General features: G+C 72.2%; 30 protein-coding genes and 1 pseudogene. 12 read left to right on the top strand and 19 right to left on the bottom strand.

The genetic code is table 11. The features are described 5' to 3' along the window. Positions 1 to 16 precede the first annotated feature (16 nt). From ACFQBR_RS04370 to ACFQBR_RS04330, 9 genes are all read right to left on the bottom strand, one after another. The gene (locus ACFQBR_RS04370) at positions 17 to 436 is read right to left on the bottom strand and encodes a hypothetical protein (protein ID WP_344175517.1); all 420 of its coding nucleotides are present in this window, start codon (positions 434 to 436) and stop codon (positions 17 to 19) included. A gap of 238 nt (positions 437 to 674) precedes the next feature. Continuing rightward, positions 675 to 1430 (bottom strand): hypothetical protein, encoded by a 756-nt coding sequence (locus ACFQBR_RS04365; protein WP_344175515.1) that lies wholly within the window; start codon positions 1428 to 1430, stop codon positions 675 to 677. Further along, a complete protein-coding gene (locus ACFQBR_RS04360) occupies positions 1430 to 2314 on the bottom strand; it encodes a PD-(D/E)XK nuclease-like domain-containing protein (protein WP_344175513.1) in 885 nt (294 codons plus the stop codon). The genes ACFQBR_RS04365 and ACFQBR_RS04360 overlap by 1 nt, the downstream gene beginning before the upstream one ends. Further along, positions 2314 to 2502 (bottom strand): hypothetical protein, encoded by a 189-nt coding sequence (locus tag ACFQBR_RS04355; RefSeq protein ID WP_344175511.1) that lies wholly within the window; start codon positions 2500 to 2502, stop codon positions 2314 to 2316. The genes ACFQBR_RS04360 and ACFQBR_RS04355 overlap by 1 nt, the downstream gene beginning before the upstream one ends. Beyond that, positions 2499 to 2993, bottom strand: coding sequence for a hypothetical protein (locus tag ACFQBR_RS04350; protein ID WP_344175509.1), 495 nt, complete (start codon positions 2991 to 2993; stop codon positions 2499 to 2501). Before ACFQBR_RS04350 ends, ACFQBR_RS04355 begins: the two co-directional genes overlap by 4 nt. Before the next feature lies 1 nt (position 2994). Then, positions 2995 to 3225, bottom strand: a complete 231-nt coding sequence (locus tag ACFQBR_RS04345) for a hypothetical protein (RefSeq protein WP_344175507.1) — start codon at positions 3223 to 3225, stop codon at positions 2995 to 2997. Next, positions 3222 to 3557 carry a hypothetical protein gene (locus ACFQBR_RS04340; protein WP_344175505.1) on the bottom strand — a complete coding sequence of 112 codons (336 nt, stop codon included), beginning with the start codon at positions 3555 to 3557 and terminating at the stop codon, positions 3222 to 3224. Before ACFQBR_RS04340 ends, ACFQBR_RS04345 begins: the two co-directional genes overlap by 4 nt. Positions 3558 to 3630: 73 nt before the next feature. Beyond that, complete coding sequence (locus tag ACFQBR_RS04335) at positions 3631 to 3906, bottom strand: helix-turn-helix domain-containing protein (protein WP_344175503.1); 276 nt, start codon at positions 3904 to 3906, stop codon at positions 3631 to 3633. After that, positions 3903 to 4136 (bottom strand): helix-turn-helix domain-containing protein, encoded by a 234-nt coding sequence (locus ACFQBR_RS04330; protein WP_344175500.1) that lies wholly within the window; start codon positions 4134 to 4136, stop codon positions 3903 to 3905. Before ACFQBR_RS04330 ends, ACFQBR_RS04335 begins: the two co-directional genes overlap by 4 nt. A gap of 155 nt (positions 4137 to 4291) precedes the next feature. Between ACFQBR_RS04330 and ACFQBR_RS04325 the strand changes: the two genes are divergently transcribed. The 4 genes and pseudogenes from ACFQBR_RS04325 to ACFQBR_RS04310 form a co-directional block, all read left to right on the top strand. Further along, on the top strand, positions 4292 to 4834 hold the full coding sequence (locus tag ACFQBR_RS04325) for a helix-turn-helix domain-containing protein (RefSeq protein WP_344175498.1): 543 nt from the start codon (positions 4292 to 4294) through the stop codon (positions 4832 to 4834). Between the two features lie 195 nt (positions 4835 to 5029). After that, positions 5030 to 5380: a hypothetical protein gene (locus ACFQBR_RS04320; protein ID WP_344175496.1), complete on the top strand. Its 351-nt coding sequence runs from the start codon at positions 5030 to 5032 to the stop codon at positions 5378 to 5380. Between the two features lie 145 nt (positions 5381 to 5525). Then, complete coding sequence (locus ACFQBR_RS04315; RefSeq protein WP_344175494.1) at positions 5526 to 6959, top strand: tyrosine-type recombinase/integrase; 1434 nt, start codon at positions 5526 to 5528, stop codon at positions 6957 to 6959. Positions 6960 to 7028: 69 nt separating this feature from the next. Continuing rightward, positions 7029 to 7406, top strand: a pseudogene (locus ACFQBR_RS04310) (SAM-dependent methyltransferase); the annotation flags it as partial. Positions 7407 to 7628: 222 nt separating this feature from the next. Here ACFQBR_RS04310 and ACFQBR_RS04305 read toward each other — a convergent pair. Further along, on the bottom strand, positions 7629 to 8882 hold the full coding sequence (locus ACFQBR_RS04305) for an oxidoreductase (protein ID WP_344175492.1): 1254 nt from the start codon (positions 8880 to 8882) through the stop codon (positions 7629 to 7631). 229 nt (positions 8883 to 9111) lie between these two features. Then, positions 9112 to 9561, bottom strand: coding sequence for a MarR family winged helix-turn-helix transcriptional regulator (locus ACFQBR_RS04300; protein WP_344175490.1), 450 nt, complete (start codon positions 9559 to 9561; stop codon positions 9112 to 9114). A 367-nt stretch (positions 9562 to 9928) separates the two neighbouring features. Here ACFQBR_RS04300 and ACFQBR_RS04295 point away from each other — a divergent pair, with 367 nt between their 5' ends. Next, on the top strand, positions 9929 to 11404 hold the full coding sequence (locus ACFQBR_RS04295; RefSeq protein ID WP_344175488.1) for an MFS transporter: 1476 nt from the start codon (positions 9929 to 9931) through the stop codon (positions 11402 to 11404). A gap of 111 nt (positions 11405 to 11515) precedes the next feature. On the opposite strand, the gene ACFQBR_RS04290 is transcribed toward ACFQBR_RS04295, so the two are convergent. After that, entirely contained in the window at positions 11516 to 12010 is a 495-nt protein-coding gene (locus tag ACFQBR_RS04290; protein ID WP_267950094.1) for a macro domain-containing protein, read from the bottom strand. Between the two features lie 208 nt (positions 12011 to 12218). Between ACFQBR_RS04290 and ACFQBR_RS04285 the strand changes: the two genes are divergently transcribed. After that, positions 12219 to 12626, top strand: a complete 408-nt coding sequence (locus ACFQBR_RS04285; protein ID WP_344175485.1) for a MarR family winged helix-turn-helix transcriptional regulator — start codon at positions 12219 to 12221, stop codon at positions 12624 to 12626. An 18-nt stretch (positions 12627 to 12644) separates the two neighbouring features. Here the strand turns inward: ACFQBR_RS04285 and ACFQBR_RS04280 are convergent, their stop codons facing one another. Both ACFQBR_RS04280 and ACFQBR_RS04275 read right to left on the bottom strand, forming a co-directional pair. Next, positions 12645 to 13217 carry a GNAT family N-acetyltransferase gene (locus ACFQBR_RS04280; protein WP_344175483.1) on the bottom strand — a complete coding sequence of 191 codons (573 nt, stop codon included), beginning with the start codon at positions 13215 to 13217 and terminating at the stop codon, positions 12645 to 12647. Between the two features lie 111 nt (positions 13218 to 13328). After that, positions 13329 to 13958 (bottom strand): TetR/AcrR family transcriptional regulator, encoded by a 630-nt coding sequence (locus ACFQBR_RS04275; protein WP_344175481.1) that lies wholly within the window; start codon positions 13956 to 13958, stop codon positions 13329 to 13331. Between the two features lie 71 nt (positions 13959 to 14029). On the opposite strand from ACFQBR_RS04275, the gene ACFQBR_RS04270 reads away from it, so the two are divergent. Continuing rightward, positions 14030 to 14740: a GAP family protein gene (locus ACFQBR_RS04270; protein WP_344175479.1), complete on the top strand. Its 711-nt coding sequence runs from the start codon at positions 14030 to 14032 to the stop codon at positions 14738 to 14740. Positions 14741 to 14847: 107 nt separating this feature from the next. Further along, positions 14848 to 15585, top strand: a complete 738-nt coding sequence (locus tag ACFQBR_RS04265) for a sensor domain-containing protein (RefSeq protein WP_344175477.1) — start codon at positions 14848 to 14850, stop codon at positions 15583 to 15585. Between the two features lie 31 nt (positions 15586 to 15616). Here the strand turns inward: ACFQBR_RS04265 and ACFQBR_RS04260 are convergent, their stop codons facing one another. Beyond that, positions 15617 to 16480, bottom strand: a complete 864-nt coding sequence (locus ACFQBR_RS04260; protein ID WP_267950387.1) for a LysR family transcriptional regulator — start codon at positions 16478 to 16480, stop codon at positions 15617 to 15619. 33 nt (positions 16481 to 16513) lie between these two features. Here ACFQBR_RS04260 and ACFQBR_RS04255 point away from each other — a divergent pair, with 33 nt between their 5' ends. Next, complete coding sequence (locus ACFQBR_RS04255) at positions 16514 to 17491, top strand: EamA family transporter (protein ID WP_378552117.1); 978 nt, start codon at positions 16514 to 16516, stop codon at positions 17489 to 17491. A gap of 134 nt (positions 17492 to 17625) precedes the next feature. Further along, positions 17626 to 19524 (top strand): ABC transporter ATP-binding protein, encoded by a 1899-nt coding sequence (locus ACFQBR_RS04250; RefSeq protein ID WP_344175475.1) that lies wholly within the window; start codon positions 17626 to 17628, stop codon positions 19522 to 19524. A 377-nt stretch (positions 19525 to 19901) separates the two neighbouring features. Here ACFQBR_RS04250 and ACFQBR_RS04245 read toward each other — a convergent pair whose 3' ends face one another. Next, the gene (locus tag ACFQBR_RS04245) at positions 19902 to 20444 is read right to left on the bottom strand and encodes a sugar O-acetyltransferase (RefSeq protein WP_344175929.1); all 543 of its coding nucleotides are present in this window, start codon (positions 20442 to 20444) and stop codon (positions 19902 to 19904) included. A gap of 177 nt (positions 20445 to 20621) precedes the next feature. After that, positions 20622 to 21287 carry a TetR/AcrR family transcriptional regulator gene (locus tag ACFQBR_RS04240; RefSeq protein WP_344175473.1) on the bottom strand — a complete coding sequence of 222 codons (666 nt, stop codon included), beginning with the start codon at positions 21285 to 21287 and terminating at the stop codon, positions 20622 to 20624. Between the two features lie 99 nt (positions 21288 to 21386). On the opposite strand from ACFQBR_RS04240, the gene ACFQBR_RS04235 reads away from it, so the two are divergent. Further along, positions 21387 to 22562: a winged helix DNA-binding domain-containing protein gene (locus tag ACFQBR_RS04235; RefSeq protein WP_344175471.1), complete on the top strand. Its 1176-nt coding sequence runs from the start codon at positions 21387 to 21389 to the stop codon at positions 22560 to 22562. A gap of 185 nt (positions 22563 to 22747) precedes the next feature. On the opposite strand, the gene ACFQBR_RS04230 is transcribed toward ACFQBR_RS04235, so the two are convergent. Further along, positions 22748 to 23935 carry an acyltransferase family protein gene (locus ACFQBR_RS04230; protein ID WP_267950103.1) on the bottom strand — a complete coding sequence of 396 codons (1188 nt, stop codon included), beginning with the start codon at positions 23933 to 23935 and terminating at the stop codon, positions 22748 to 22750. A 29-nt stretch (positions 23936 to 23964) separates the two neighbouring features. After that, positions 23965 to 24585, bottom strand: coding sequence for a TetR/AcrR family transcriptional regulator (locus tag ACFQBR_RS04225; RefSeq protein WP_344175469.1), 621 nt, complete (start codon positions 24583 to 24585; stop codon positions 23965 to 23967). A 553-nt stretch (positions 24586 to 25138) separates the two neighbouring features. On the opposite strand from ACFQBR_RS04225, the gene ACFQBR_RS04220 reads away from it, so the two are divergent. Beyond that, complete coding sequence (locus tag ACFQBR_RS04220; RefSeq protein ID WP_344175467.1) at positions 25139 to 26002, top strand: hypothetical protein; 864 nt, start codon at positions 25139 to 25141, stop codon at positions 26000 to 26002. Positions 26003 to 26080: the final 78 nt, after the last annotated feature.

Below are 26080 nucleotides of genomic sequence, written 5' to 3'. Positions count from 1 at the left end.
GCCCAGAGGGGGTTGGTCAGGTGTTGCAGGTGTGCGCGAGTACAGCCCGCATCAGGTCCGCGAGGGTCGTGCCGGGGCGGACCGGGATGACCGGGTGCTCACCAGCGGCATCGGCGTCCGTGCGGTGGTGGAGCCACTGCGTTTCACCGAGGTAGTAGGCGGTCAGGTCGGGCGCGCCCTTGGGGATGGTCCCGCCGCGCCGGACGATCTCCCGGGCCATCGCGAGATGCCAGGTGACCGCGTTCTGGTACGAGGACCAGTTGAATTCGGCTGCCCGGTTGGCCTCGGCCAGCTCTCCCCGCAGCCGCTCGATCTCCTCGACCAGCTCTTCGGGGGTCTCGTACACAGCAACCCCTTCGAGTGCGGTCTCAGCGGCAGCGATCGCCCCGGGGGCAACCTCTTCGCCGCCGTGCATGTCGGCGTAGAACTCGGTCATCGGTCGTCTCCGATCGGGTGCAGAGCGGTGCAGAGCGGTGATGTGCGATCCGGGGTGGCGGGGCAGCCACTCGTGGGCCCCACCGAACGTCGAGTAGCGGACGCCGTGGCCGCCCCGGGGTGCTCGCAGAACCCACACGGGCCATCCGTGCGCACGATGAGCTTCGGTGCGGGGGTGGCGGGCGCCAGCTGGATCGGACGCTGACGGAGCAAAGTCACCATCTGCCGCGGCGACGGCCTCATGACTGGGCCTCGTACTCAGCGAGCGCCTCAGCGTCCTCGTCCGAGTCCGTGGGCACGTACCACGGGTCGTCCTTCGACAACTCCGTCCGCGGCTCACCCTCCGACTGCGGCTGCTCCTCCGCCGGCGCCGCGTCCGGCGCGAGCTCCCGGATGGTCACCGGGCGAACCTGCATCGCCCCGTCCGCCTGCCCGTAGCCGTCCAGCTCCTCGCTGGCATAGGGCATGGCGTGCAGGACATCGGAGGCGATCAGCCGGCAGATCTCACCGGTCGCGCGGGCGATCAGCATCGCCTGCGGCTGCTTCTTCCACTGGTCCTTGCCGGTCAGCCCCAGCCGCTGTGCGCGCTCGATCGTCCACTCGACCTGCTGCCACCCGTCGTCACCGTCACCCTTGCGTCGGCCCCGCATCACGCACAGCCCCTCGCCGGACTCGACGAGCTGCACCTGGTGACCGCGCGACTGGACGAGGCCGCGCATGGCGTGGGCGCGGAGGGCGGGTGTCCCCTGGATGATGTCCATGCTGCGGAGAGCGGCCATGGGCTGGAGTCCCAGCTCCTGTCCGGCGAGGATCGCGGCGGTGATGTCGCCGGGCTTGCCCTGAAGGGACCGGGGCACGAAGCTCGTGCGGGCCAGGGACTGGGCGATCTTGTGGGCTTCCTGTGCGGCGTAGGCCCACTGCACGAGGGCGTGGTCCTGCATCGACGGGAGAGCGATGTCGGTCTGCTGCTCGGGGCGGGTGTCGATCTCGGTCATCAGATGAACTCCTCGTCGTGCTGCCGCTCCGCGTAGGCGGGCAGGGAAAGAACCTCGATGTCGTCGGAGAAGCCTGGCCACTGGCCGGTCTCCATGCAGCGCGCGTAGGTCTCCAGCGCGCGGCGGTTGCGCTCAGCGCCGATCCGGCGGGCCTCCCAGTCGAGCTCGACTACGGTGACCAGGTACGGGGCGGTCTTCTGCTGGAAGATGAAGACGAATGACGTGTGCTTGTCGCCGATCCCCAACGCCCTCGCCCCGGCCCGGTACCAGTCGTCCTGCTGGTGGTAGCCGTGCTCGTGGATGGCCTTGGACAGGTCGGCGGGGGCCGCACTCCGGCACGTCTTGTAGTCGCCGATGACGAGGCGACGCCCCTTGACCTGTGTGGGCAGCCAGTCGAACCGGGCCCGGCAGATGACGCCCGTCTGCGGGTCCTTCCAGAACAAGCTCTGCTCTGCCTTCCCGGTACCGGGCTGGAACAGGGCTCCGGCGATCGGGTGGGCCTTCAGGGCGTCGGCCATGGCTTTGACGACCTTGTAGTCCTTGGGGAGCAGCGGCGTCTTCCCGGCGTCGTAGGCGGCGTCGCGGGCCTTGCGGGCGTCGCCTCCCCGCCAGTCGGCGGCGTCCACGACCTCGATGCCTCCGCCAACTCCGAGGACTTCTTCGTGTGCGGCGCGACCGAAGTCGAACACGGCCTTGTGGGGCTGCTTGTGGTCTTGCTCGTACCGGAACAGGGCGGGGCAGCTGGGGGCGAGCAGCTTCCGGGCGCCGCTGGAGGACAGCGACCCGCCGGGAACGGGATCGCGGTGGTACACGGCTTCGGGGATGCCGTCGTACACGCCGGGGCGGGTGATCGCGGACAGAGTCCGCTCCTCGATGGCGGTCATCAGAACGGCACCTCCGCAGCGTGCTCGTCCTCACGGCCCACGTACTGGCGGACGTGGTCAACCGACTCATCCAGTGCGGTAGCCCAAGCCGACCGCTCGACGTGCCAGCCGCAGCGCCTGCACAGCGCGTACCAGAAGGGGGTATCGGTGTAACGGACGACCTGGAAGACAGTCACAGGAGCGGTCACCACTGCACCTCCTCGTCGTCGATCGGGAACGGGTGGTCGGCGCGGTACGTGTCGCGGTCGGGGAGGTCCCGCGGGCCGTCATCGAACGCCGCCAGCAGATCGCCAGCGGGCACCCACTTCGTCACCCGAGACCCGTCAGCGGCAGCGAGCTCGCCAGCCGCGTCCTCCTCCGGGACGACCTGGTGCAGTGTGGCCGGGTCGGTGAGGCCGTCTTCGGCGTCAGCGGTGATGGCGTCGATCAGGTCCTGCGGGAGCCCGTCCACGTCCTCCGGGACCATGTCGCCAGCGGAGGCCCTCTCCAGATCACGGAGGTCGGCGGTGGCCTTCGACCGGGCGAGGACGAGGCTGAACCCCGCGTCGTCGAACAGCTCGGTCAACTCGCTGAGCGTCCCCGTGCCGTCGATCCCGGCCTCGTAGGCGGCCTCCAGGGCGGCGATGTTGCGGCGGTGGGCTTCGAGGAAGTCCCGGAAACCCATCTGGTCAAGGCTCATGTCAGCGCTCACGGCCCGCCTCGCATCCCTTGTCGTGCGCGACCGCGTGCTCGGTCGTCTGCTGCGGGTCGATGTACGGGCCGAACCAACGGCCACAACGGGTGTGGGTGAACCCCAACTGGTCGTCGTCCATCCGCCACACGCGGGCGGACACGGACGCGGGGAGGGTCGAGTGGTAGCGGTGCTCACGCACCCGGCGGCGGGCCTCAGCGGCAGCAGCTTCAGCGGTCACGACGCCACCTGCACAGACGCCGCCACGGTCACACCCGACCGGTCGAAGTCGGACACCGACACGGACAGCAGGTGCCCGCCGGCGCGGCACGGGAGCACGGCCACCGGGGTGTCCATGGCGGCGGCGAACGCGTCGATGAACTCGCGGCGGGTGCTGTCGTTGGCGTCCGGGGAGAGGGACATGTACACGAGCGGCGCGCCGCCGTGCCGGTTGTTCACGGACACGGTCAGGTCGCGGTGGAACTGCCACTCGCCGAGCTGGAGGGTGACGTCGCGGGCGAGATCGAGGACGCGCGTCGCGCTGATCGTGAGGGTGTCGGTAAGGTAAGTCACGGCACTGCTCCTTTAGTTGGTGGTGCCTTCGCCCTCGCCGGGGTCAGCTCCTGGCGGGGGCATCTTCATGTGGTCAGGAGGCCTGCTGCTTCTTGCGCAGGCGGGGAGGGACCTTCGCGTCGAGGCGGGTCACGTTCCGCGGAGCGATAGCCCTGGGGCCGCGCTGGACCTTGGCGGGCTTCTCCTCGAACTGGCGGATGATCTCGTCGACGTGTGCGTCGGTGAACCGGTACTGGCCACCGAGCATCGAGAACGTGATCTCGCGGCCTTCGCACTTCGCCCGGATCCAGGACTCCTTGATCTGGAGCTGCTCCGCGACCTGGGCGATGGTGAGAACCCGATGCGTCATGCCGCGTCCTCCGAATCCGCGAGGTATGCGTCGCTGGCGAGGTAATCGATGTCGACTCCGAGGACCTCCGCCATGCGCTCCAGCCGCTGCGGTGAAGCGTTCCTGCTGCCGCTCTCGATCTCACTGACGAGGCTGAGCGAGCAGCAAAGCTTCTCGGAAAGTTCCGTCTTGGTCAGCTTCGCCGCCGTGCGGGCTTCGGTGACCCGGGAGGGTCGGTGGTTCAGCTTCATACTGCGAAGTTAGCGCGAAGCTTCGCGAAGCACAAGTGGATGCACGGGACATTTCCGCGAAGCTTCCCAGCTAGCTGCGCACACAGGGTTGCCTCACCTGACCAGCAGGTGACAAAGACTCGACTTCGCGAAGCTTCGCGAAGATAATGGGGCTCATGACACAGGACGAGCAGACGCTTTCCCCAGCAGGAGAGCTCATCGAGACAGCCCGCGAGAGGCTTCGGCTATCCCAGAACGCGGCAGCTCGCGAGATCGGTATCAGCGGCACCAGGTGGAGGCAGATCGTCAAGGGCAGCGGCAGCTCGGAGGGTTCGCGCGTGTCCGTCAGGGGTGGCGCCGAAACCGTGGCCCGAATGGCCCGGCTCGTCGGCGTGACCGCCGAAGCCATGGAAGACGCCGGCCGCCCCGACGTTGCTCGGAAGATCGCGGACGCCGACCCGCAACCGGCGTCCGCGGCCCCGTCGTGGGACGGGGAGATTATCGGTCCGGACGGGCCGCTGCGTGAGGGTGAGGAGCTCCGCTGGCGAGACGCGCCCGGCCGGCGCACCTTTGAGCTGACGGTGCGCGGCTTGTCCTTCGAGGCTGGCATGGAGCCGGGCAGCACTCCCGAGGACGTCATCGGGGACCTGCGCCGCACCCTTGCTGTGCGCGTTGCGCAGGTGAGCGGGGATCTACTGAGGTCTCATAGCGGATCCTGACCGAAACGGGGTCCGAGAGCCCTTATGGGGCAAGCGATGTCACCCGGAGTGACTTTTATGGTCACTCGCCGCTGTTTTACCTTTTCAGGGCAACCCCGTATCGTGTGACCCAAGTCACTGGCCTATTGGCTCAGTGACCCAGCCGAAACTGGCAAAGACGCTAGGATCAGCCGGGAACAAGGGGGGTTGTCCGCTTTGACCATCAGCACAGAACCCATCACCCGACACGTCTACATGCAGATCGCAGAGGTACTCAGACCCGACATCGACCCCATAGACATCACCCGCAGTGACCTGTGGACCCTCATCACCATCCACCCCGGCACCCCGACCCCACCCGGCATTCAGGAGATCGCTCGACGCCTCCGCGACGGAGAGATCGGCCCCTGGGCCACCCCGTGGTTCGGAGAAGGCGTCGACCTCGCGGCCATCGCCCGTGACCCCCTCCGCTACATCGCCGGAGTCAATCCCACTATCCTGACAGTGCCCGCGCTCCCCCACGTGGTCCCCCGCATCCAGCGGGCCCCGTGGCTGAGCACCATCTGACGACCCTGTGGCCCCGACTCTTCCCCCGGGGCGCCACACACCCCCCGCTCACACAAGCCCCGGACTGCCGGGGCATTCGTGTGTCAGCCCTCCCACGCGTCACTCCAGCAGGGCATCATGGAGACATCCACCCCCGAGGAGTCCGATGGCCTACGCAGAGAAGCTGGTGAAAAGCTGGCGAGCTTGCTGGTCCGTGCCCGGCAAGAAGACACCCGACAAGCTCAGCGGGTTCGCCACGAAGCGTGAGGCCAGACAGTACGCCGAAGAGCAAGAAGCCGAAGCGCGCCGCGTCGGCCGCGTCCGCTCTGACGCCTCCCAGCTCCTCGTGCGCGACTGGGCCCAGGAATGGCTCGACGCCCAAGACCTTGAGCCATCGACCATGCGCAACTACCGGTCCATCCTCCGCAACCACCTACTGCGGGTGTGGGGCGACTGGAAGCTCACCGAGCTCGCCCACGCCGACAATCGCATCTCGACGTGGCGTCGAGAGCTGGCTGGGGACTACGCCGAGACGACCGTCAACCTGATCTCAGGGGTGTTCTCCACCCTGTGCTCCGACGCGGTCTCTCAGGGCCTCATGCCCCGCAATCCCGCGGTCCGACCCCGCCGGCGTGGACGTCAGGCCCCGAAGCGCCAGACCCACCAGGCGGGCCGCTATGAGAGCGTCACGGATCCTTTCGGCGCGTTCCTGATAGCAGAACGAGCTGCTGCACTGAGCGGCCGGGACGACGAGTTCATCCTGCTCACCACGAAGTACTACCTCGGCCTGCGACTCGGTGAAGTCCTCGGTCTGGAGAAAGCCTCGATTAGTCGCAGTTTCCGACTGGAGCGCCAGCTCACTGAAGGTGACGGGCGCATTTACTGGAAGGGGGTGAAGTCCGGCTCGGAGCGCACCATCGACGTGCCTCCCGGGCTGCTCCCCCTGCTGGCACGGCAAGCCCAGCGAGTGCGCCACCCTGACGTTGATGGCAAGTGGTGCCCGTGTGGGGAGGGATTGGATGAGAAGTACCGCCACGCTCCGGGAATCCACCTGTTCACCGGGATCGGTGGCCAGCCGCACTGGAAGTCGAGCATGCTCCGGGCGCAGTACTTCCATCCGGCCGCACGAGGCCTCTACTACGCGGGTAGCCGCCAAGAAACCCCGGTGTACCAGCGGTCCGCGGATGCACCATTCTCGTTCGTGGCCACTGGGCAGGGTGTGCGCCGGCCCAAGGATCCTGAGGCGTGCTGGGCTCCGATCTGCCCGGGGATGAAGCCTCACGGCCTCCGACATTCTCTCCAGGCCCTCATTGAAGAGAGAGGGGTTCCCAAGGTTCTGGTGATGGACCGGATGGGGCATGCCTCCGCCAGGGACACCACGTCGATCTACTCGCATGTGACCCCGGCCATGCGTGAGCGCCTGGTGGAGATCCTCCAGGAGGCCTGGGAGTCTGCTCTGGAGCAGCGGCGCGCCATGGGCGTGAAGTCGCCAGTGGCGGTCGTGCAGGAGCTTCTGGAGCCGTCTTCGCGGCTCCACTCCAGATCCACTCCAGATGCAAAGCCTCGACTCCAGGCGACCGGTCGGGGTAGAGTGGCCTAAAGTCCCTCACTTACTGGGGTTTTGCGGATCAGGCTTGCTGGTCCTGGGTGGTCAACGCACTTTAAGTGCGACTACTCCGGCATGTACTGGTATCCGCGCCTGCCCGAGCTGGACTCCTGGATGGACCTCTACCAGCGGGTCGCGCGCGGGAACGGCGGCGAGCCCGACGCGGGCCGCAGGTTGGCGGCCTGGGCCCGTGAGGCCGGGTTCACCGACGTCACCTACGTGGCCGAGGTGTGGAGCCACTCCGACCCCGACGGCCGCGCCTGGTGGGGCGGCATGTGGGCCCGGCGCATCCTGGAGTCCGACCTGGGGCGGCAGGCCGTCGCCGAGGGCGACGCCACCCGGGAGGAGCTGGAGCGCATCTCGCGCGGGTGGACGGCCTGGAGCCGGGACCCCGACGGGGTGTTCGTGGTCCCGCACGGCGCGATCCTGTGCCGTGCCTGACCGCGCCGCCCCCGCGGTTCCCGGACCGGCCGGGACCGGGGAGGAGAACCTGGCCGGTTCCTCCCGACCGATCTCCGGGAAGCTCCGCAGGCTCTCCGACCACTCGTCCGCGCACACCTGCTCAGCCCGGAACGGGCTCCGGCCGGACCCACCGGTTCCCGGCTCGGAACCCGTCCCGTCCTTTTCCGCCGGTACCGCGGGAACGCCTCGTCGGCCGGAGCCTCAGACCGCCTCGTCCTGCTCCTTCCGGTAGTGCCGGAGCTGCCGGGCCCGGCGGATCTGGTCGGCGAGGAGGGCCGCGCCGGTCGGCATTCGGGGGCGGCGCCGGTCACAGGCGCCGGTGTGGAGGCGGTCCGTGACGGCGGCCTGGACGGCGGCGGCGCGCAGGGCCTTCGAGCGGATCCACGTCGTGGGCGGGGCGACGGGGGCATCGTGTCCGTCGAGCCACTGCCGTACCGCGCGGGGGTTCTGCGCGTAGGCGGTGCCGACCCCGGCGAGCGCGAAACCCTGCCGTAGGACGTTCTCCGCTACGTGGCCGCGGCGAATGCCGCCGGTGAGCATGAGCGGGGTAGCGGTCCGTCCGACGAGGCGGGTGGCGAGGTCGAGGAAGTAGGACTCGCGGGCGAGGGTGCGGTTGTCGGCGGGATGCCCCGCTGTTGCGAGCGACTCGATGCTGCCTCCCGAGAGTTCGACCAGGTCGACGGCGGGAGACAGCCAGTCGATGACCTCAGCGGCGTCGTCGATGTCGAAGCCGTCGCGCTGGAAGTCGGCGGAGTTGAGTTTCACCGCGACGGGGAACGAGTCCGGCACGCTGTCGCGCACCGCGTCCACGACCCGGAGCAGCAGTCGGGCCCGTTGCCGCAGAGCCCCGCCCCATTCGTCGGTACGGTTGTTGACGAGTGGGGAGAGGAACTGCGACAGCAGGTATCCGTGGGCGGCGTGGATCTCGACACCCGCGAAACCCGACTCCCGGGCGAGGCGGGCCGAGGCGGCGAACTGGCCGATCGTGCGGGCGATGTCCGATGCGGTCATCTCCACCGGGGGTGCGAAGAGTCCGGACAACCCGCCGGCCTGAACGGGGACCGGGGAGGGGGCGTAGGCGATGGAGCCGGTGTCGCGGCGCACGACCCGCCCGGGATGGTTCAACTGCATGAACACCGGGAGCGTGCCCGCGGCCGCCGACCAGTGGCGAAACGCGTCGAGGTCGCTGGCCTCATCGAGAACGATGTCGCCCGGTTGGGCGACGGCCCGGCGTTCGATCATGACGTGGCCGGTGATGAGCAGCCCGGCGCCACCGTCGGCGAGTCGCCGGTAGAGGGTGACGAGGCGGTGATCGGGCTGCCGTCGCGGCCCTGCGAGCTGTTCCTCCATCGCGGCTTTGACGACGCGGTTGCGCAGGACCAGGCCGCTGCGCAGGCGGAGCGGTGTGTCCAGGATGCGCCGGGTCTGCGGTTTACCGTCTCGGGGCTGGTTCATGTCAGGTTCTGTCCTGTTCCGTTCCTCGGCGGCGTCCCGGTCACGGGCTCGATGCGGCTGCGGTCCGGCTGGTTCCACCCGAGTGCGGCAGGGCCCACGGCGCGGGAGAACACGACGGACACGCCTCGGGGCCGCCGGATCCGGATGACGAGCGCCCCAGCCCCGTCCGGCGCCCCGTCAGCCGCGCTCCGCACCAGCCCCGGGACGGGTGTGCGGCTCCAGGGTGCGCTCACCGCGTGACCTGCCCGAGGACCTGCAGCAGTGTGTCGCAGTCCCGCGGCGCCACGTCCGCGAACACCTCGTCCTGTTGACGGGCCACCACCTCGAACCCCGCCGCATGCGCGGCCGCACCCGCCGGAGTCAAGGAAAGCAGGACACCGCGCCGGTCCGCCGGGTCCGTCTCGCGCGTGAGGTACCCCTCCTGAAGCATCCGATCCGCCAGCACACTCGCGTTCGACTTCGAGCACCCCAGCGCCTCGGCCAGATCCTTCAGGCCCACCGGCTTCGTACTGTCCGCGAGTCGGTGCAGCAGCGCCAACCGCGCCAACGACAACGTCACCGAGGACAGCGCCTCATTCACCTGGGACTCCAGCACACGCGCCGCGGCGATCACCGCGAGCATCGGGCTCGCCGCAACGGTCTCACTCGACCACTGATTAGTTCGCTCATGAACGTTCATATACGAACTATATTACCGACCGAGACTCGGCCAGAGCGAGCGGGGCCGCCGGGTGCGCACGCGGCTCCCTCCCGCCCGCAGGCGCGGTCAACCGTCCGTCGCCCCTTTCCGGCTCACCCGGTTCGCTCCCCCCGGGGCGGGCGGCCGGGAAAACCGGGTGCGCCGGGCGGCACGGGGCTCCTAGAATGCCGTCCATGATGGCAGTCGCAGTCACGGAGTAGGCGGGCGTCCGCGCCCGCCGCGCGCCGCGCCGTGTCCTGGGAGGACCGGCGGGGCCCGTTCGGCGTGCCGCGCGGGCGGAACGGTTGTTCTCTCTTTCCGTTCTCGGCCCGCCTCCGGGCGGGCCCGACCCGATCGGCCATCACACATGACCTCGTTCCGAACTCCTGGCGCGCGCTCCGGCCGCCAGGAGCGCTTCACCCGTACCCGCCGCTGGTGGGCCCTGGCTGCGGTCTCGATGCTGCAGTTCCTCATCGCCGTGGACGTCACGGTCGTCAACATCGCCCTGCCCTCCATCGGGGCGGACCTCGGCGCCGGTCCCCAGGGCCTGACCTGGGTCGTCGCCGGGTACACGCTCGTCGGCGGCGGCCTGCTGCTCCTCGGCGGGAGGATCTGCGACCTGCTCGGCCGACGCCGCATGCTGCTGCTGGGCGCCGCCCTGTTCGGCGCGGCCTCGCTCGTGGCCGGTGCGGCCCCCGACCTGCCGTGGCTCCTGGCCGCGCGCTTCGGGCAGGGGGCGGGCGAGGCCCTGGCCTCCCCGGCGGCGATGTCGCTCATCGCCATGCTGTTCCCCGCTCCCCGGGAGCGCGCCAGGGCGCTCGGCATCTGGGGGGCGATCTCCAGTTCCGGGCTGGTCGGCGGGGTGCTGCTGTCCGGAGTGATCACCGAACTGCTCGACTGGCGGTGGATCTTCCTCGTCAACCTCCCCGTGGTGGCGGTGGTCCTGGTCGCCGTTCCGCTCCTGGTCGCTCCCGACGGCGCCCGCCGTGCGGCGGGCGGGTCCGGGGACACGGCGCCCGCCGACGCGTCCGCACCCGTGCGGCGCCGCCCCGACGTCACGGGCGCGGTGCTGCTGACCGCCGGCCCCCTCGCCCTGGTCTACGGGGTGCTGCGGGCGGCGGAGGCCCCCTGGAGCGACCCGCAGGTGTTCGGTCCGCTCGCCGCGGGGGTCGCGGCGCTGGGGCTGTTCGTCCTGGTCGAGGCGCGGTCGGCCAACCCGCTGGTGCCGCTGTCTTTCTTCGCGAACAGGACCAGGACGGTGGCCAACGCGGCGACGGTCCTGCTCAGCGCGGCGCTGTCGACCTCGTTCCTCCTGGTGACGCTCTACCTCCAGCAGGTGCTGGGGATGAGCCCGCTCCAGGCGGGGCTGGCGTACGTGCCGTTCTGCGCGGCGATCCTGGCCTCGGCGACCGTGGTCGGCCGCGTCATCGGCGCGCTCGGACTCTCCGGGGCGGCGATCGCCGGCCTGCTGGCGACCGCCGCCGGAACCGCCTGGCTGTCGAGGCTGCCGGTCGACGGCGACCTGTGGACCGACGCCATGCCCGGCATGGTCCTGGTCGGCGTCGGCATGGGCGTCGGCCTGATCGCCCTGCAGAACGCGGCCCTGCACGGGGTGACCGAGGACGACGCGGGGGTCGCCTCGGGCGTCCAGCGCTCGGTGGACCAGCTCGGCGGCGCCACCGGCATGGCCGTCCTGGTCGGCGCGGCGGTCGCCGCGGGCGCGTCCGGCGACACCGACGCGGCCGTCGAGGGGTACAGGACCGCCTTCACCTGGGCGACCGCGGGCGTCCTCGTCGCCACCGCGGGCGTCGCCCTGTTCGCCCGCAGGGCCGGCCGCGCCTGACAGGCGGCAGCGCGCCCCGGGTCCGCGGTACGCGTGCCGCGGACCCGGGGACGACGGCCTCCGCAGCACCGGCTGTCGTCCCGGGACCCTCTGCAGCCCCACGCGCACGGCTCAGTCGACGTCGTAGACGGTGACCCCGATCCCCCGGTCGAGGAGTTCGCTCTCGACCAGGGGCTGGACGCGTGACCACTTCCCGCCGGCGAGCCCGCAGCCGATACGGGGCATGTGCACGGTCGCGCGGAGGTCGAGGGCGTGCGCGGCGAGTGCGCGCAGGCAGGCGGCGACCGCGTCGTAGCGGATGGGCGGCCCGCCGCTGCCCCGCCCCGTGCCGTGCTGGGCCACCATGTTGGCCACCCAGGTCTCGGACCCGACCGCGGTCAGGCGTACGGCGCCCAGGGCGAAGTCGTTGCGGGCACGTTCGCGGTGCCAGGCACGGTAGTCGCGTTCGGGTCCGGGCCACCGCCGGGAGACGGCGAGCACGAACCCCTTGCCCCAGCCGCCCCGGTCGTTGCACACGTGGGCGATGATCTTGGGCCCCGCGGCCCGGGGACTCGTGGCGTCGCCGCGGATGATCCGCAGTCCGGGCGGGAGGGTCTCGGTGGGCATGGCCGAACGCTAGCGGTCGGTGGTGACAAGGCGTCCCGGGACAGCGGGCCGCCGGGGGCCTTCCTCCGCCTCGGCCACGGGCGGCCCCGGGGAGCCTGCCGGCGCGACACCGTCGCGAGCCCCTGACAAGCCGCGGTCGGGCGGCATATCGTCGACCTGCCGCGCACGCGCGGCAGTGTACGCATGTACGCGGCCCGCTGGAGGAAGCATGTCCGACCTGCCCATCGGCTACTGGCTCAAGCACCTGGACCGGCTCATCGAGAACGACTTCGACCGGGTTCTCGCCTCGGAGTCGCTGGGACGCCGCCACTGGCAGGTGCTCAACTCCCTGCACACCGAGCCCGGCACGACCGCCGACCTCGACCGCAGACTGACCCCTTTCCTGGAGGAGGACGAGTCCACGGTCGCCCCCGCCGTCGACCGCCTGCGCGAACTGGGGTGGGTCGAGGGCCTGGTCGCCCTCGCGCTCACGCCCCGGGGCGAGGCCGAGCACGACAAGCTCCTCGCCCGGGTCAAGGAGGCCAGGGCACGGCTCACGCGGGGGATCGGCGACGAGGAGTACCGCGTGGCCGTCGACGTCCTGGAGAGGATGTCGGCCAACCTCGAACAGGACTGAGGAGCCGGACGCCCCGGGTCACGGGGCGGGCAGCTCCCGGGTGAGCTCGACGAACGCCAGGTCGGCGCGCCTGGGGAGGCCGAAGGTCTCGTCCCCGTAGGGGAAGGGCTCGGTCTTGCCGGTACCGGTGTAGCCGCGCCGCTCGTACCACGCGATCAGCTCGGGGCGCTGCTTGAGGACCTTCATCCGCATCAGGCGGCAGCCCCACTCCTTGACGGCGGTGCGCTCGGCCTCGGCCAGCACCTGCCGACCCAGCCCGCCGCCCTGGATGGCGGGCCGGACGGAGAACATCCCGAAGTAGGCGCCGTTGACGCCCCGCTGGAGTTCGCAGCAGGCCACGAGGAGGCCGTCGGCCTCGGCGACGAGGACGATCGTGTTGGTGCGCCCCAGCAGCTCGGCCATGCCCTCGGCGTCCACGCGCTGGCCGTCGAGCAGGTGGGCCTCCGTGGTCCAGCCCCCTGCGGAGGAGTCGCCCCGGTAACAGGCGTTGACCAGTTCGACGAGGGCCGGGACGTCCGCGAGGACGGCGTGCCGGTAGGTCGGACTGAGCGGCCCGCCGGCTGCCGTCTCGCTGGTCTGGCTGGTGGTCACGCGCGTCTCCCCCGTCGCTTACGGTCACTGGCACCACCCAGTATCGACTACCGCGAAGTCGGGCAAATACGGACCCCCAGCGCGAAAACCGGCACCTCACGCACCCCCAGGTCAGGGGTCCGCCCGGTGCCGCCACGCCTCTCCGGTCCGCACCAGGAAGCTCCGCAGGCGACGCCGGGCGCCGTCCGCGCCGAGCATCCCCGGGGTGACCATCAGTTCGAGGGAGAGCCCGTCCACCTGGGTGTGGAGGTAGCCGGCCCACTCCTCCACCCAGGGGTCGGCATGGGGCTGGAAGGGGTCCCCGACCGGGGTTCCGACGAGCGAGGCGACCAGCTGCCGGTAGAGCCTGCGTTGAAGGTTCCAGCGCTGGGCGCGGTCCTTGTCGTGCTCGCCCAGGATCCCGGCGGACTCCCAGGCCCGGTACTCGGCCCGGCGCGTCTCGTCCAGGGGCAGGAGCTGTTCGGCGTACTCGGCCACGCGGTCGGTCAGCGGCATGTCGGCGGGCTGCCGCTCGGACAGGCCCCTGATCCGCTCCGTGGCGCGGTCCTCGGACAGGTTCATGGCGAAGACCAGGAGCTCCTCGCGCGTCTGGAAGTAGTGGCGCAGTGCCCCCGGGGACCAGCCCGCCTCGGCCGCCACGGAGCGGATGGACACGGCGGCGGGGCCGGACGCGGCGATGACCCGCCACAGGGCCTCGGCCAGTTCCCGGCGGCGCTGTTCGTGATCGACGATCTTTGGCACGTCCTCTTTCTAACACATCTGTGTTATTTTATTTCACACAGTCGTGCGATAAAAACTGCGAGGAGTCCTCCATGCCCCCCTGGGAAGTACTGCTGCCCGTCGCCGGACTGGCCCTGCTGGACACGCTCAGTCCGGCCACCCTCGGCATCTCCCTGTACGTGCTGCTGAGCGGCGCGCGCTCGGTGGCCCGTCCCCTGTTCACCTTCCTGGGCACCGTCGCCCTCTTCTACTTCGTGCTCGGCTGCGCGCTCGTGCTCGGCCTCGGCGTCCTGCTGGAGGCCCTCGGCGGTCTGGCCGACAGCGCCCCCGTCGGCTGGGCGATGGCCGTCCTGGGCGGCGGCCTGCTGGTCTACAGCTTCCTCATGCCGACCAAGCCGCGCGAGCCGCGCAGACCCGCCTCCTTCCGCACGGTCGCGATGGTCGGCCTGGGCCTGGCCACCGGCCTGTTGGAGGGCGGCACGGCCTTCCCCTACTTCGGCGCGATCGGCATCATGACCACCGCCGGGCTGCCCGCCGCGACCTGGCTCCCCCTGCTCGCCGCCTACAACGCGGTGATGGTGCTCCCCCCGGTCCTGCTCTACCTGGGCCACCGGGCCCTGGGCGAGCGGCTGCGTCCCCGGCTGGAGCGCTGGCGCACCAGGGTCGAGTCCGGCTCCCGGGAGGCGATGGGGTGGATCATCGGCCTGGTCGGCTTCCTCCTCCTGGTCAACGGCCTCGCCCAGACGGGGGCCGTCGCGGCCCTGGAGGGGGTCGGGGTCATCACCTTCCTCAACGGCCTGTGAGCCGGGAAGGCGTGTCCCGGCGCCAACGCGCGGTGGAGTCCGCACCACCACCGATGCGCATGCGTGCGACCCTGACGGACGGCCCCTCCGGGCGTAGTTTCGGTGCCATGAACAGGCCCAAGTCCGTCTTCGCCCAGGTCGTCGCCGACTCCCGCTACAACCTGTGGGGGTTCCCCCTCGCCCTCGTCTCCTTCGTGCTCGTCGTGGTAGGTCTGGCCGCGGGAGCGGGCACCGCCGTGGTCGGGGCCGGGCTGTTCCTGGCCGCAGGCACCCTGCACGCCGCCAGGGGACTCGCCCACGTCGAGCGGATCCGCCTGGCCGACCTCCACGGCCGACCGGTGGTGCGCCGCCCCTACCGCTCCCCCGCTCCCGGCACGGGCCCCCTGCGCCGGGCTCTCGGCGCCCTCGCCTGCAGGCAGAGCTGGCTGGACGCGCTGCACGCCGCCGTGGGACTGCCGGTCGCCGTGGTCGGCTTCTGCGTCACCGTCACCTGGTGGGCCGGGGCCGCGGCCGGCCTGCTCCACCCCCTGTGGGGGTGGTCCCTGTACACCGTCCCCGGCTACACCGACCTGGGGACCTACGTCGTCCCGGACAACCCCGTCGTGGCCACCACCGTGATCCACATGGCCGCCGGGGCGCTGTTCGCGCTGAGCCTGCCGATGGTCGTGCGCGGCTGCGCCCACGCCCGGTCCACGGTGGGCCGCGCCCTGCTGCTGGCCCCCGAGGACGCGGGGGTGCGGGTGTACACCGCCCACCCCGGCGGCGTCCCGGACGAGGGCGCCCGCCGACACGCCCCGCCGCACGCCGCCCCGCCCGCCGGGCAGCGCGTCCCCTCGGGCGTCTGACCCGGCCAGGGCTCCCCGCGGGCCGGGGTCCTCACCGCCCCCGGTACAGCTCCGTCAGCAGGGCGACGGCCGCGTGGGTGGCCGGATGGGGGTCGTGCCGCCGCCACACCACGCGGACCGGGATCGTGGACGCGTCGCGCACCGGACGGTAGACGATCCCGGGGCGCCGGTGCTGGGCCACCGTGCTCTCCGGGGTGATGCCGACGCTGCGCCCGGTGGCGATCTCGGCGAACCAGTCCTCGATGTCGTTGACGTGCTCCATCACCGGCCTGGTCTCCTCGGGCCACAGGTCGGCGGTGGTGGTCCCGGTGCGCCGGTCGAAGATCAGGTGCCGTCCGGCGATCTCGGACAGCCGCAGCGACCGCCGACGGGCCCAGGGGTCGTCGGCGGCCATCGCGCAGTACCGGCGCTCCCTGCCCACGACGGCGCTCTCGAACCTGCGCCCGTCGAAGGCCGCCCGCACGACCGAGAGGTCGCACAGGCCCTCGGCCAGGCCCCCGGTGGGCGAGTTGGTGCGGACCAGGTGCAGTTCGGTGCCGGGGTACAGGTCGGCCCAGCGCCGTTGGAACTCCCCGGTGTGGCGCCCCACCGCCGACCACGCGTGTCCCAGGCGCAGCCGCGTGTGCCCGTCGACGGCCTCGCGTACGAGGTTGTCGACCTCGGCCAGCACGACCCTGGCCCTGGCCAGGACCTGGACCCCCGCCGTGGTCGGGGTGACGTTGCGGCTGGTGCGGTGCAGCAGCCGCACCCCCAGTGCACTCTCCAGGGCTCCGAGGTTGCGGGAGACCGCGGCCTGCGAGACGCCCAGGTCGAGGGCGGCGTCGGTGAAGCTCCCGGTGTCGATGATCGCGACCAGGCAGCGCAGGTGCCGCAGCTCCAGGTCGTTCGGACGCATATCCATGCGCACAGCGTATAGACGGTCGCCCACATGCATTTTGCGTATGCGGGCGTGGGCAGCATGCTCGCCCCCATGGAGACATCGGTGAACACGCCGGGGGCGGGAACCGCCGCCGCCCCCGCCTGCCCCTCGGCCGAACCGGACGGGCGGGCGCGGTTGGCGGGGACGGCCGTGATGCTCGGCGGCGGCCTGTCCAACCAGCTCGGCGCGTCTCTGGGCGCCCTGGCCTTCCCTGTGATCGGCCCGGTCGGGGTGGTGGCCGTACGGCAATGGGTCGCCGGCGCGGTCCTGCTGGCGGTCGGTCGGCCCCGACTGGGCGCGTTCACGTGGTCCCAGTGGTGGCCGGTGCTGTCCATGGCCCTGGTCTTCGGGACCATGAACCTCACCCTGTACTCGGCCGTCGACAGGATCGGGCTTGGGCTCGCGGTGACCCTGGAGTTCCTCGGCCCGCTGGCCGTGGCCCTGGCCGCCTCGCGCCGGTGGGTGGACCTGGTGTGCGCGCTGGTGGCGGGTGGAGCGGTCGCGGTGCTGATGCGCCCCCAGGCCAGCACCGACCACGCGGGCATCGCGCTGGCACTGGTGGCCGCCGCCTGCTGGGCCGCCTACATCCTGCTCAACCGGACCGTGGGGCGGCGGGTGCCGGGCGTCGGGGGCTCGGCCGCCGCGGCCGGCGTCTCCGCGCTGGTCTTCGCGCCCGTCGGCGCGCTGGTGCTCATCGCCCACCCGCCGACCCCCGCCGCCCTGGCGTGCGCGGCGGCGGCGGGCGTGCTGTCCTCGATCGTGCCGTTCCTGGGCGACCTGTTCGCCCTGAGGCGGGTTCCCGCCCGCTACTTCGGCCTGTTCATGAGCGTGCACCCGGTGATGGCGGCCCTCGTGGGGCTGGCGGTGCTGGGGCAGGCGCTGGAGTGGGTCGACTGGGCGGCCGTGGCGGCCATCGTGGCGGCGAACGCCGCCAGCGCCCTGGCGGCGGGCCGCGCGGGGCGGCGGACACGCGCCGCCGAGGGGTGAGGCGCGTCCGGGGGCGGTGCGCCTCCGGACGCCCGGACGGGCGCGGGTCCCCTGGTCGCCCTCCGACTTGACCAGAACATTAGTTGAGGTTCTACGGTTCTTGCCAACAGCCCCAACACACCCGGTGGTCGAACATGAGCATGGAAATGGCCGCGTGGAACTCCGTGTACCACGCGATGCACGCGAAGGAGGACCAGCGCCCCTTCTCCCTGCCGGTCCTGCGCCGGATCTCCTCCTTCGCCCGCCCCCACTCCCGCCACCTCTCCTGGTTCCTCCTCCTGAGCGTGGCCACGGCGGCCCTGGCCGTGGCCTCCCCCCTCCTCGCCGGACGGGTCGTCAACGCGATCGTCGACGGCGGCCTGCGCCCCGTGCTCGTCCTGGCCGGGCTCATCGCCGCCGTCGCCGTCACCGAGGCGGCCCTGGGGCTGGTCGTGCGACAGCTGTCGGCCCGGGTCGGCGAGGGGCTCATCCTCGACCTGCGCACCACCGTCTACGACCACGTCCAGCGCATGCCGGTCGCCTTCTTCACGCGCACCCGCACAGGCGCCCTGGTCAGCCGCCTCAACAACGACGTCATCGGGGCCCAGCGCGCGTTCAGCGACGTGCTCTCCGGGGTGGTGAGCAACCTGGTCACCCTCGTCCTCGCCCTGGCCGTGATGCTCACCCTGTCCTGGCAGATCACCCTGCTCTCGCTCCTGCTGCTGCCGGTGTTCGTCGTGCCGGCCCGCCGCATGGGCGCCCGCCTGGCGCGGATCGAGCGCGAGCGCGCCGTCCACAACGCGGCGATGGGCACCCAGATGACCGAGCGGTTCTCCGCTCCCGGAGCCACCCTCATCAAGCTCTTCGGCCGCCCGGACGAGGAGTCGGCCGAGTTCGCCCGCAGGGCGAGCCGGGTGCGCGACATCGGCGTGCGCACAGCGATGGTCCAGGAGGTCTTCTTCACCGCCCTCACCCTGGTGTCCGCGCTCGCCCTGGCGCTGGTCTACGGCCTCGGCGGCTTCTACGCCCTGCGCGGGCAGCTCGACGCGGGCACCGTCGTGTCCATGGGCATGCTGCTCACCCGCCTCTACGCGCCGCTCACCTCCCTCGCCGGCGCCCGGGTGGAGGTCATGAGCGCCCTGGTCAGCTTCAGCCGGGTCTTCGAGATCCTCGACCTGAAACCGATCGTGGACGAGAAGCCCGGCGCCCGGACCGTCCCCGACGGAGCGGTGTCACTGGAGTTCGACGACGTCACCTTCGCCTACCCCAGCGCCGACAAGGTGTCCCTGGCCTCCCTGGAGGAGGTCGCCTCCCTCGACGTCCAGGACAACGGGGACGTCCTGCACGGGGTGTCCTTCCGCGTCGAACCCGGGCAGATGGTCGCCCTGGTCGGCTCCTCCGGCGCGGGCAAGTCCACCATCGCCCAGCTCGTCCCCCGCCTGTACGACGTGGACTCCGGCGCCGTGCGCCTGGGCGGAACGGACGTGCGCGACCTGACCTTCGACTCCATCCGCGCCACCCTGGGGATGGTCACCCAGGACGGGCACCTCTTCCACGAGTCCATCCGCTCCAACCTGGCCCTGGCCTCACCCGGGGCCACCGACGAGCAGTTGTGGGACGCGCTGCGCCGGGCCAGGCTGGACGCCCTCGTGGCCGCACTGCCCGACGGGCTGGACACCGTCGTGGGCGAGCGCGGCTACCGGTTCTCCGGCGGCGAGCGCCAGCGCCTGACCATCGCGCGCCTGCTGCTGGCCGGCCCCGAGGTGGTCATCCTGGACGAGGCGACCTCCGCCCTGGACTCCACCTCCGAGGCCGCGGTCCAGGCGGCCCTCACCGAGGCGCTGAGGGGCCGGACGGCCCTGGTCATCGCCCACCGGCTCTCCACGGTCCGGGCGGCCGACGCCATCCTCGTCGTCGAGGAGGGGCGGATCGCCGAGCGCGGCACCCACGCCGAGCTGCTGGCACGGGACGGCCGCTACGCGGAGCTGTACCGCACCCAGTTCGCCGCCGAAGACCCCGGGGCGACCGCCGCCGCGACCGCCGCGGCCGGATAGCGGCCCCGCGGACCCCGTCCCCCGGTGGCGCCACACCGGGGGACGGACCCTTTTCACGCCGCGGGCGCGGGCTTCCTGAGCAGTTCGTACAGGGCCGCGACGCTCTGGTCGCGGAGGCCTCGAAGAAGCCGAGGAGCGCCTCCAGGACCGGGCCCGGGGGTAGGAGCGGCCCGTCGCAGGGGCCGGCGCCGGTCGACGACGCAGCGGGCCGGCGCGAGGCGTCCGGCGGGTGTGAGGGTGGCGCCGGCGTGGGTGGTGTGGGGCGTCGAGGGCCTTCCGGTCCGGTGGTGGATGTCGCGATCCGCACCGTTGCCGGAGGCGCCCTCTTCGCTTGTCTCAGGCGGGGTGGGTGTTACCAACCTCCGTTGTCAGTACACCTAGGAGGCGCCGATCTCGCGGACGACGCGGGCCGGGTTGCCGACCGCCACCACGTTCGCGGGCAGGTCCTTGACGACCACGGAGCCCGCGCCCACCACGGTGTTCTCACCGATCGTCACGCCGGGGCAGACGATGACCCCTCCGCCCAGCCACACGTTGTCGCCGATGGTGATCGGCTCGCCCGCCTCCCACTTGGCGCGCCGCAGTTCGGGGTCGACCGGGTGGGTGGGGGTGAGCAGCTGGACGTTCGGGCCGATCTGCACGTCCGCCCCGATCCGGATCGGGGCCACGTCCAGCATGACCGCGCCGCAGTTGACGAACGTACGGGGACCGACGCTGATCTGATAGCCGTAGTCGACCCGCAGCGGGGGCCGGATCACGCTGCCCTCCCCCAGCTCGCCCACCAGTTCGGCCAGCGCCGCGTGCCGCGCCTCCAGGTCGTCGATCGTCGACGAGTTGAACGTCTCCGTCCGCTTCTCGGCGAGGAAGAGGTCGGCCTGCAGCTCGGGGTCGTCGGCGAGGTAGAGCTCACCGGCGAGCATGCGGTCCTTCTGAGTGGTCACACGGGGTCCCTTCGATCATGATTCGCCCCCGACCCTAGCCCCGGGCGTGTCTCCCCCGAAGCGGGCCCCCGCGTCCGGCGCCCCTCCCCGGCGGCCCGCCCTCCGGGCGTCCCGGCCAACGGTGGGACCGGCGGGCGGGGACCGGTGGCGCCCGCCTCAGGAGGCGGGCCCGCGGTCGGGCTCCGCGGGGGCCTCCGGCGGGTGGCGCAGGGCCGGGAGCAGGACTCCGTCGACCATCGACACGAGGAAGTCCCGGTCGAACGGCTTGCCCCGGACGAGTGCGCGGAAGGCGGCCATCGAGGGGATGAGCTGCGACAGCGCCTCGATGTCGGCCGTGGGCGGGATCTCGCCCCGGTCGACGGCACGCCGCATGAGGGCGTGGTGGGCCTCGGCCCACGGCTGGACGATGGCGGCGGTGCCCGCGTCGGCCAGGGCCCGGTCCTGGACGAGCATCGACGCGAGCCCCGCCATGACCTCGAGCCTGCGCTCGGCCTCCTCGACCGTCTGCGGCCTGAACAGGCCGAGGAGGTCGCCCCGGAGGTCCCCGGTGTCGGGCAGGTGCTCCAGGTCGACCTGGTCGCGCTTCATGCGCGCCACGGCGTCGACGACCAGTTCGGCCTTCGAGGGCCAGCGGCGGTAGAGCGTGGCCTTCCCGGCCCCGGCCCGCGCGGCGACCAGGTCCATGGACAGCCGGGAGTAGCCGACGTCGGCCAGGACCTCCAGCGCCGCGTCGAGGATGGCGCCGTCCCGGGAGGGGTCCCGCTTGCGGCCGGGGCGCACGGGACCCTCCGCGGGTTCCCGGGTCTCGCCGTCTCGCGCCATGGCAGCCGCCTCCTCGTCTCTTCGACCCCGAAAGCGATACACATCAGTTCCGGAACGACACTGTATCGAATGGTCCGTCCGATGTGGCACGATGACCCGATGCACCATGTCACCGACGGCGAACGCCGGGCCCGAATGGCCGTGCGACACGCACTGGCGCCCGGCGCCCGCGCCGACTCCCCCGAAGCGGCCGCCCGTGCCGTCGTCGCGCTGCACGCGACCGAGCCGGCCACGGTCCACCTCTCCTGTTGGGCCCGCGTCTCCTCACTGACGGTCGCCGACGTCGACGGGGTGCTCCACCGGGAGCGCCTGCTCGTGAAGCAGCTGGCGATGCGGCGCACCCTCTTCGTGTTCCCGCGCGAGATGCTGCCGGGCGTGTGGCCGAGCGCCTCCGCCCGTGTCGCCGCGGCGGAGCGCGCCCGCATGGCCAAGGACCTCGTCAGGGCGGGCCTCACCGACGACGGAGGCGCCTGGCTCGACCGGGCCCGGGCCGAGATCCTCGCCGTGCTCGCCGACGCGCCGGAGGGCCTCGCCGCCATCGACGTGCGCCGGGCGGTGCCGATGCTCGACGTGAAGGTCGAGGGGGCGCCGGGCGAGCTGTGGTCGGCGCCCCGGGTGCTCACCCTCCTCGGGGCAGCCGGCGACATCGTCCGCGGCGCCGACGCCGGCCGCTTCCCCGTCTCACGGCCCCGGTGGACCCTGGCCTCGCACTGGTTGGACGGCGTCCCCGACCTGTGGAGTCCGGGTGAGGGGTACCGCGAACTGGTCCGTCGCTGGCTCCTCCGCTTCGGCCCGGGGACCGAGGACGACATCGTCTGGTGGCTGGGCGCCACCAAGGCGATCGTGCGCGGCGCGCTGGCCGACCTGGACGCCGTCGCGGTGTCCCTGGACAACGGCGCCACGGGCTGGCTCCTGCCCGACGACGTGGGACCGGTGGAGGACCCGGGCGGGTGGGTCGCGCTCCTGCCGGTGCTCGACCCGACCGTGATGGGCTGGCGCGACCGGGACTTCTACCTGGGGCCGCACCGCGAGCAGCTCTTCGAGCGGCGCGGCAACGCCGGCACCACGGCCTGGGCCGACGGCCGCGCTGTCGGTACATGGGTGCAGGACGGCGCCGGGGCCGTCCGGGTGCACCTGCTGGAGCCGGTCCCGGCCCCGACGCGGCGCGCCCTCGACGAGGAGGCGGAGCGGCTGACCGCGTGGCTCGGCGGGGTGCGCGTCGGCACCGGTTACGTGTCACCGGCGATGCGGGTGGCCCTGGACGCCCTGGGGTGAGGTCTGCCGGGGTTCCGCCCCCGGGGCCGTGGGTCGGGGGCCCATCGACCCGCCGTTGTACCGGTGCCCGCTTCCCCGGCGCCGTGGGACGCACGGGTTCCGGAGGGCGGGGCGGCGTCGGCCAGCGCGGTGACCGGCGGGGCCGCCCCCGGCTCTTCGCCGGGGCGGCCCCGCGGAGGGGCGCGTCAGAGGATCCGACGGGCCCCCGGGATCGCGCGGACCGCGGCGGCGAGCGCCCAGCAGGCGGGGACCGCAAGGGCGGCCATGCCCAGGAACTTCACCGCGGCGGGTGCCTCCCAACCGCTCAGCGCCGTTCCGAGCCCGACCAGCACCAGCGGGTGCAGGAAGTACACGGCGAAGGCGTTGTCGGCCAGGAACGCGGAGGGGCGGGTCCGCCGGTCGAGGAAACGGCGGAAGGACACCATCAGCGCGAGGGTCACGCCGACCGCGAAGAACGTCTCCGCCACCATGTGGAACAGCGCCGGAGCGGTCCCGGGGGCGTTCTCCGGACCGAGGACGAGCCCCCCTCCCAGGAACGCGGCCAGGCCGAGGACGGCCGTCGCGCCCCCGTACCAGCCTGCCCGGCCGGGCAGGCGGGTGAACCAGTTGCGGCGGTAGGCCAGCACGCCCACCGTGAAGAGGGCCGCGTACTGGGGCAGGTAGTCGGGGCTGGGCAGCCCCACGAACGGCCAGTAGGGGGCGGGGTTCACCCAGCGCCAGACGAACGACACCAGGGCCAGGGCCACGGTGAAGGCGACGACCGGACCGAGCCAGCGCAGTGGGGCCGTGTCCTCCGGGCGGGAGGCGGGGAGGACCGCCGTGCCCCGGCGCTCGGCGCGGCGCTCGCGGAAGCCGCGCACCATGACGTAGGTGAGGCTGAGGACGAGCAGGACCTCGACGAACCACATGGGGCCGGGGTCGAAGGTGATCACGTAGAAGAGCCAGTAGGGCATCTCCGCGCCCTCGGCGGCGGCCCCTTCCGCGAACATCCGGTAGGTGCCGGTCGTGAGCAGCGGCCGTACGAGCAGGGCGAACAGCAGCAGGGGGACGCCCAGGCGCACCAGGCGCTCGCGGACGAACCCCCGCCGCCCCCTCCGGTCCCTCGCTCCGGGCACGAAGTAGCCCGCGAGCAGGAAGAACAGGCCCATGAAGTAGGTCTGGTCGACGACGACCAGAAGGTCGAGCAGCCCGCCCGTGGGGTCCTGCGCGGGCTCGGTGTAGAACCAGACCGGGATGTTGCCGTAGGTGAGCGCGACATGGTGCAGCACGACCAGGACGGTCATCGCCACGCGCAGGTTGTCGACGTAGTGCAGGCGCCTCGGGGGCGGTGGCGCCGCCTCCGGGCTCAGGGCGGGCGCGGGTTGCTGTGTCATGGGGTCCTCGTGATGGGGGTGTGCGCCGGTCAGTCGGCGCGGGTGGCGCGGACGAGCTGTTCGCCGAGTTCGGCGGCGTGCGCCATGAGGTCGTGGTCGGGGTGGACGCGCCAGTACTCGAACATCCCGTCGGTGGCGGACTGCTGGGTCACGGCCATCGCCCGCACGTCGAAGTCGCGGAACTCGCCGCTCCTCTGCCCCTCCCGGTAGAGCCCCTCCAGGGACTCGTAGAGGGGTTCGGACTCGCCGGCCCCGTACCGGGGGGAGCCGTCCGGCCTGCGCGCGTGGATGAAGATCTGCGCCAGGGCCGCCATGCGGCTCCGGTGCTCCAGCGCGTAGGCGGCCACACCCCGCACGTGTGCGCGGAGCATGTCGGCGGCGTTGTCCTGGGCGAGGATCCGCGGGACGACGGACTCGGCGATCTCCGTGTAGACGCCCGTCACCAGCTGGTCCATCAACTCGTCCTTTCCCGCGAAGTGATACGAGATCACGCCCTTGCTCACGCCCGCCCCCTCGGCGATCCGTGCCAGTGAGGCGTTGGGATAGCCCACCGCGGCGATGGTGTCGATCGCCGCGGCGACGATCTGCGCCCTGCGGGCCTCCTCGATGAAGGACCTTTTCTGACCGGCTGGATTATTTTCTGACCGCATGGCCAGAATCTAACACAGGAGGCCAGGAATCCATGGGGGATGTCCCTGAACCGCCCCTGGTCCGCCCCCGTCGGGCCGGGGGTGGAAACCCCGGGACGGCACGGTCCCGTCCCCCGGCGGCCGAGCCGAGGTCCCCGACCGGGGGAGCCCACCGGCCCGGCAGGTCGGCCCCTGGAGGCCGATCGCCGGGGAGCGGGGGCGGGAGCGGCCCGGACGGGCCCGCCCCCACCCGGGCGCTCCTCGGTCGACACGGGCGGGGGCGGGCCGGCTCCCTCCCGGGCGCCGTGATCGGACGCCGGCCGGAACTCCTCGCCTCCCGGACCGGCCGCGGCCCGGGTTCCCCGGCCCTCGTCCACAGGCCCTGGAGAATCCACGGGGACAGGGGTACCGTTGTCCGTAGGCGCGGTCCCGCGCCCAACCCCCGGTCCCGGTGCTCGCGCCACCGGCTGTGAGGGGGCAAAGGGGACTCAGGGTCCTCGGGACGCCGGTCCGATGTGCCCCACCGGCGGGGCGGAGGGAGCGCGAGTTCCGACGCTGTCGCCGAGGAGCCGTCATGACCAGCCACAAGGCCTTCAAGCAGCGCGTGCGCGCCCGCATGGACAAGACCGGCGAGAGCTACACCGCCGCCCGCGCGCACCTGATCGGCCGCACCGCAACCGGCCCCCGGTCCGACCGCGCGTCCTCCGAGCCCGCCGTCGGGCCCGGGAGAACCGCCGCCGACCGCTCACCCGCCGTCCAGCCTCCGCCCGGCGGGGAGCGCACCGTGTCCGCCGACGCCCCTCCCACGAACGGGGCCCCGGCCGGCTCCGCCGGTCCCACCGGCGCATCCGCCCCGTCAGCGGCCGACCGGCGCACCACGGGGACGATGCGCGGCCGCGTCACCGACGACTCCGTGCGGGAGCGCACCGGCCGCGACTACGCCGGATGGTTCGCCCTGCTGGACGGCTGGAACGGCACCGCCCGCACCCACACCGAGCTGGCGGCATGGCTGGGCCGGGAGCAGGGCGTCCCCGCGTGGTGGGCGCAGACCGTCACGGTCGCCTACGAGCAGGAGCGCGGAATGCGGGTCGCGGGCCAGAAGAAGGACGGGTTCGCGGTCAGCGTCAGCAAGACCGTCCACGCGCCGGTCGAGCGCCTCTTCGCCGCCTTCGTCGAGGAGGGCGAGCGCGGGAGGTGGCTGCCCGACCACGACCTGTCGGTGCGCACCTCCACCGAGCCCCGGCGCCTGACCGCCGACTTCGACCGGTCCACACGGATCAGCGCCAACTTCACCGCCAAGGACGGTGGCAGGAGCACGGTCGCCTTCGAGCACACCAAGCTGGCGGACGCGGAGACCGCCGCCGAGACGAAGGCGTTCTGGAGGCACCGGCTGGGGCAGCTCAAGGTCGTGCTGGAGGGGCACGGGGACCACCCCTGAGCCCTGCGGGACCCGAGCCGTTCCCGAGCCCCGGGGCTGCCCGCCCCCGGCACGCCGTCCTTCACGGCCGTCGGGGGC

Source organism: Nocardiopsis tropica (assembly GCF_042660575.1).
GTDB lineage: Bacteria > Actinomycetota > Actinomycetes > Streptosporangiales > Streptosporangiaceae > Nocardiopsis > Nocardiopsis tropica.
The sequence above is the reverse complement of the archived record's forward strand: the minus strand, read 5'-3'. Positions and strand labels throughout refer to the sequence as shown.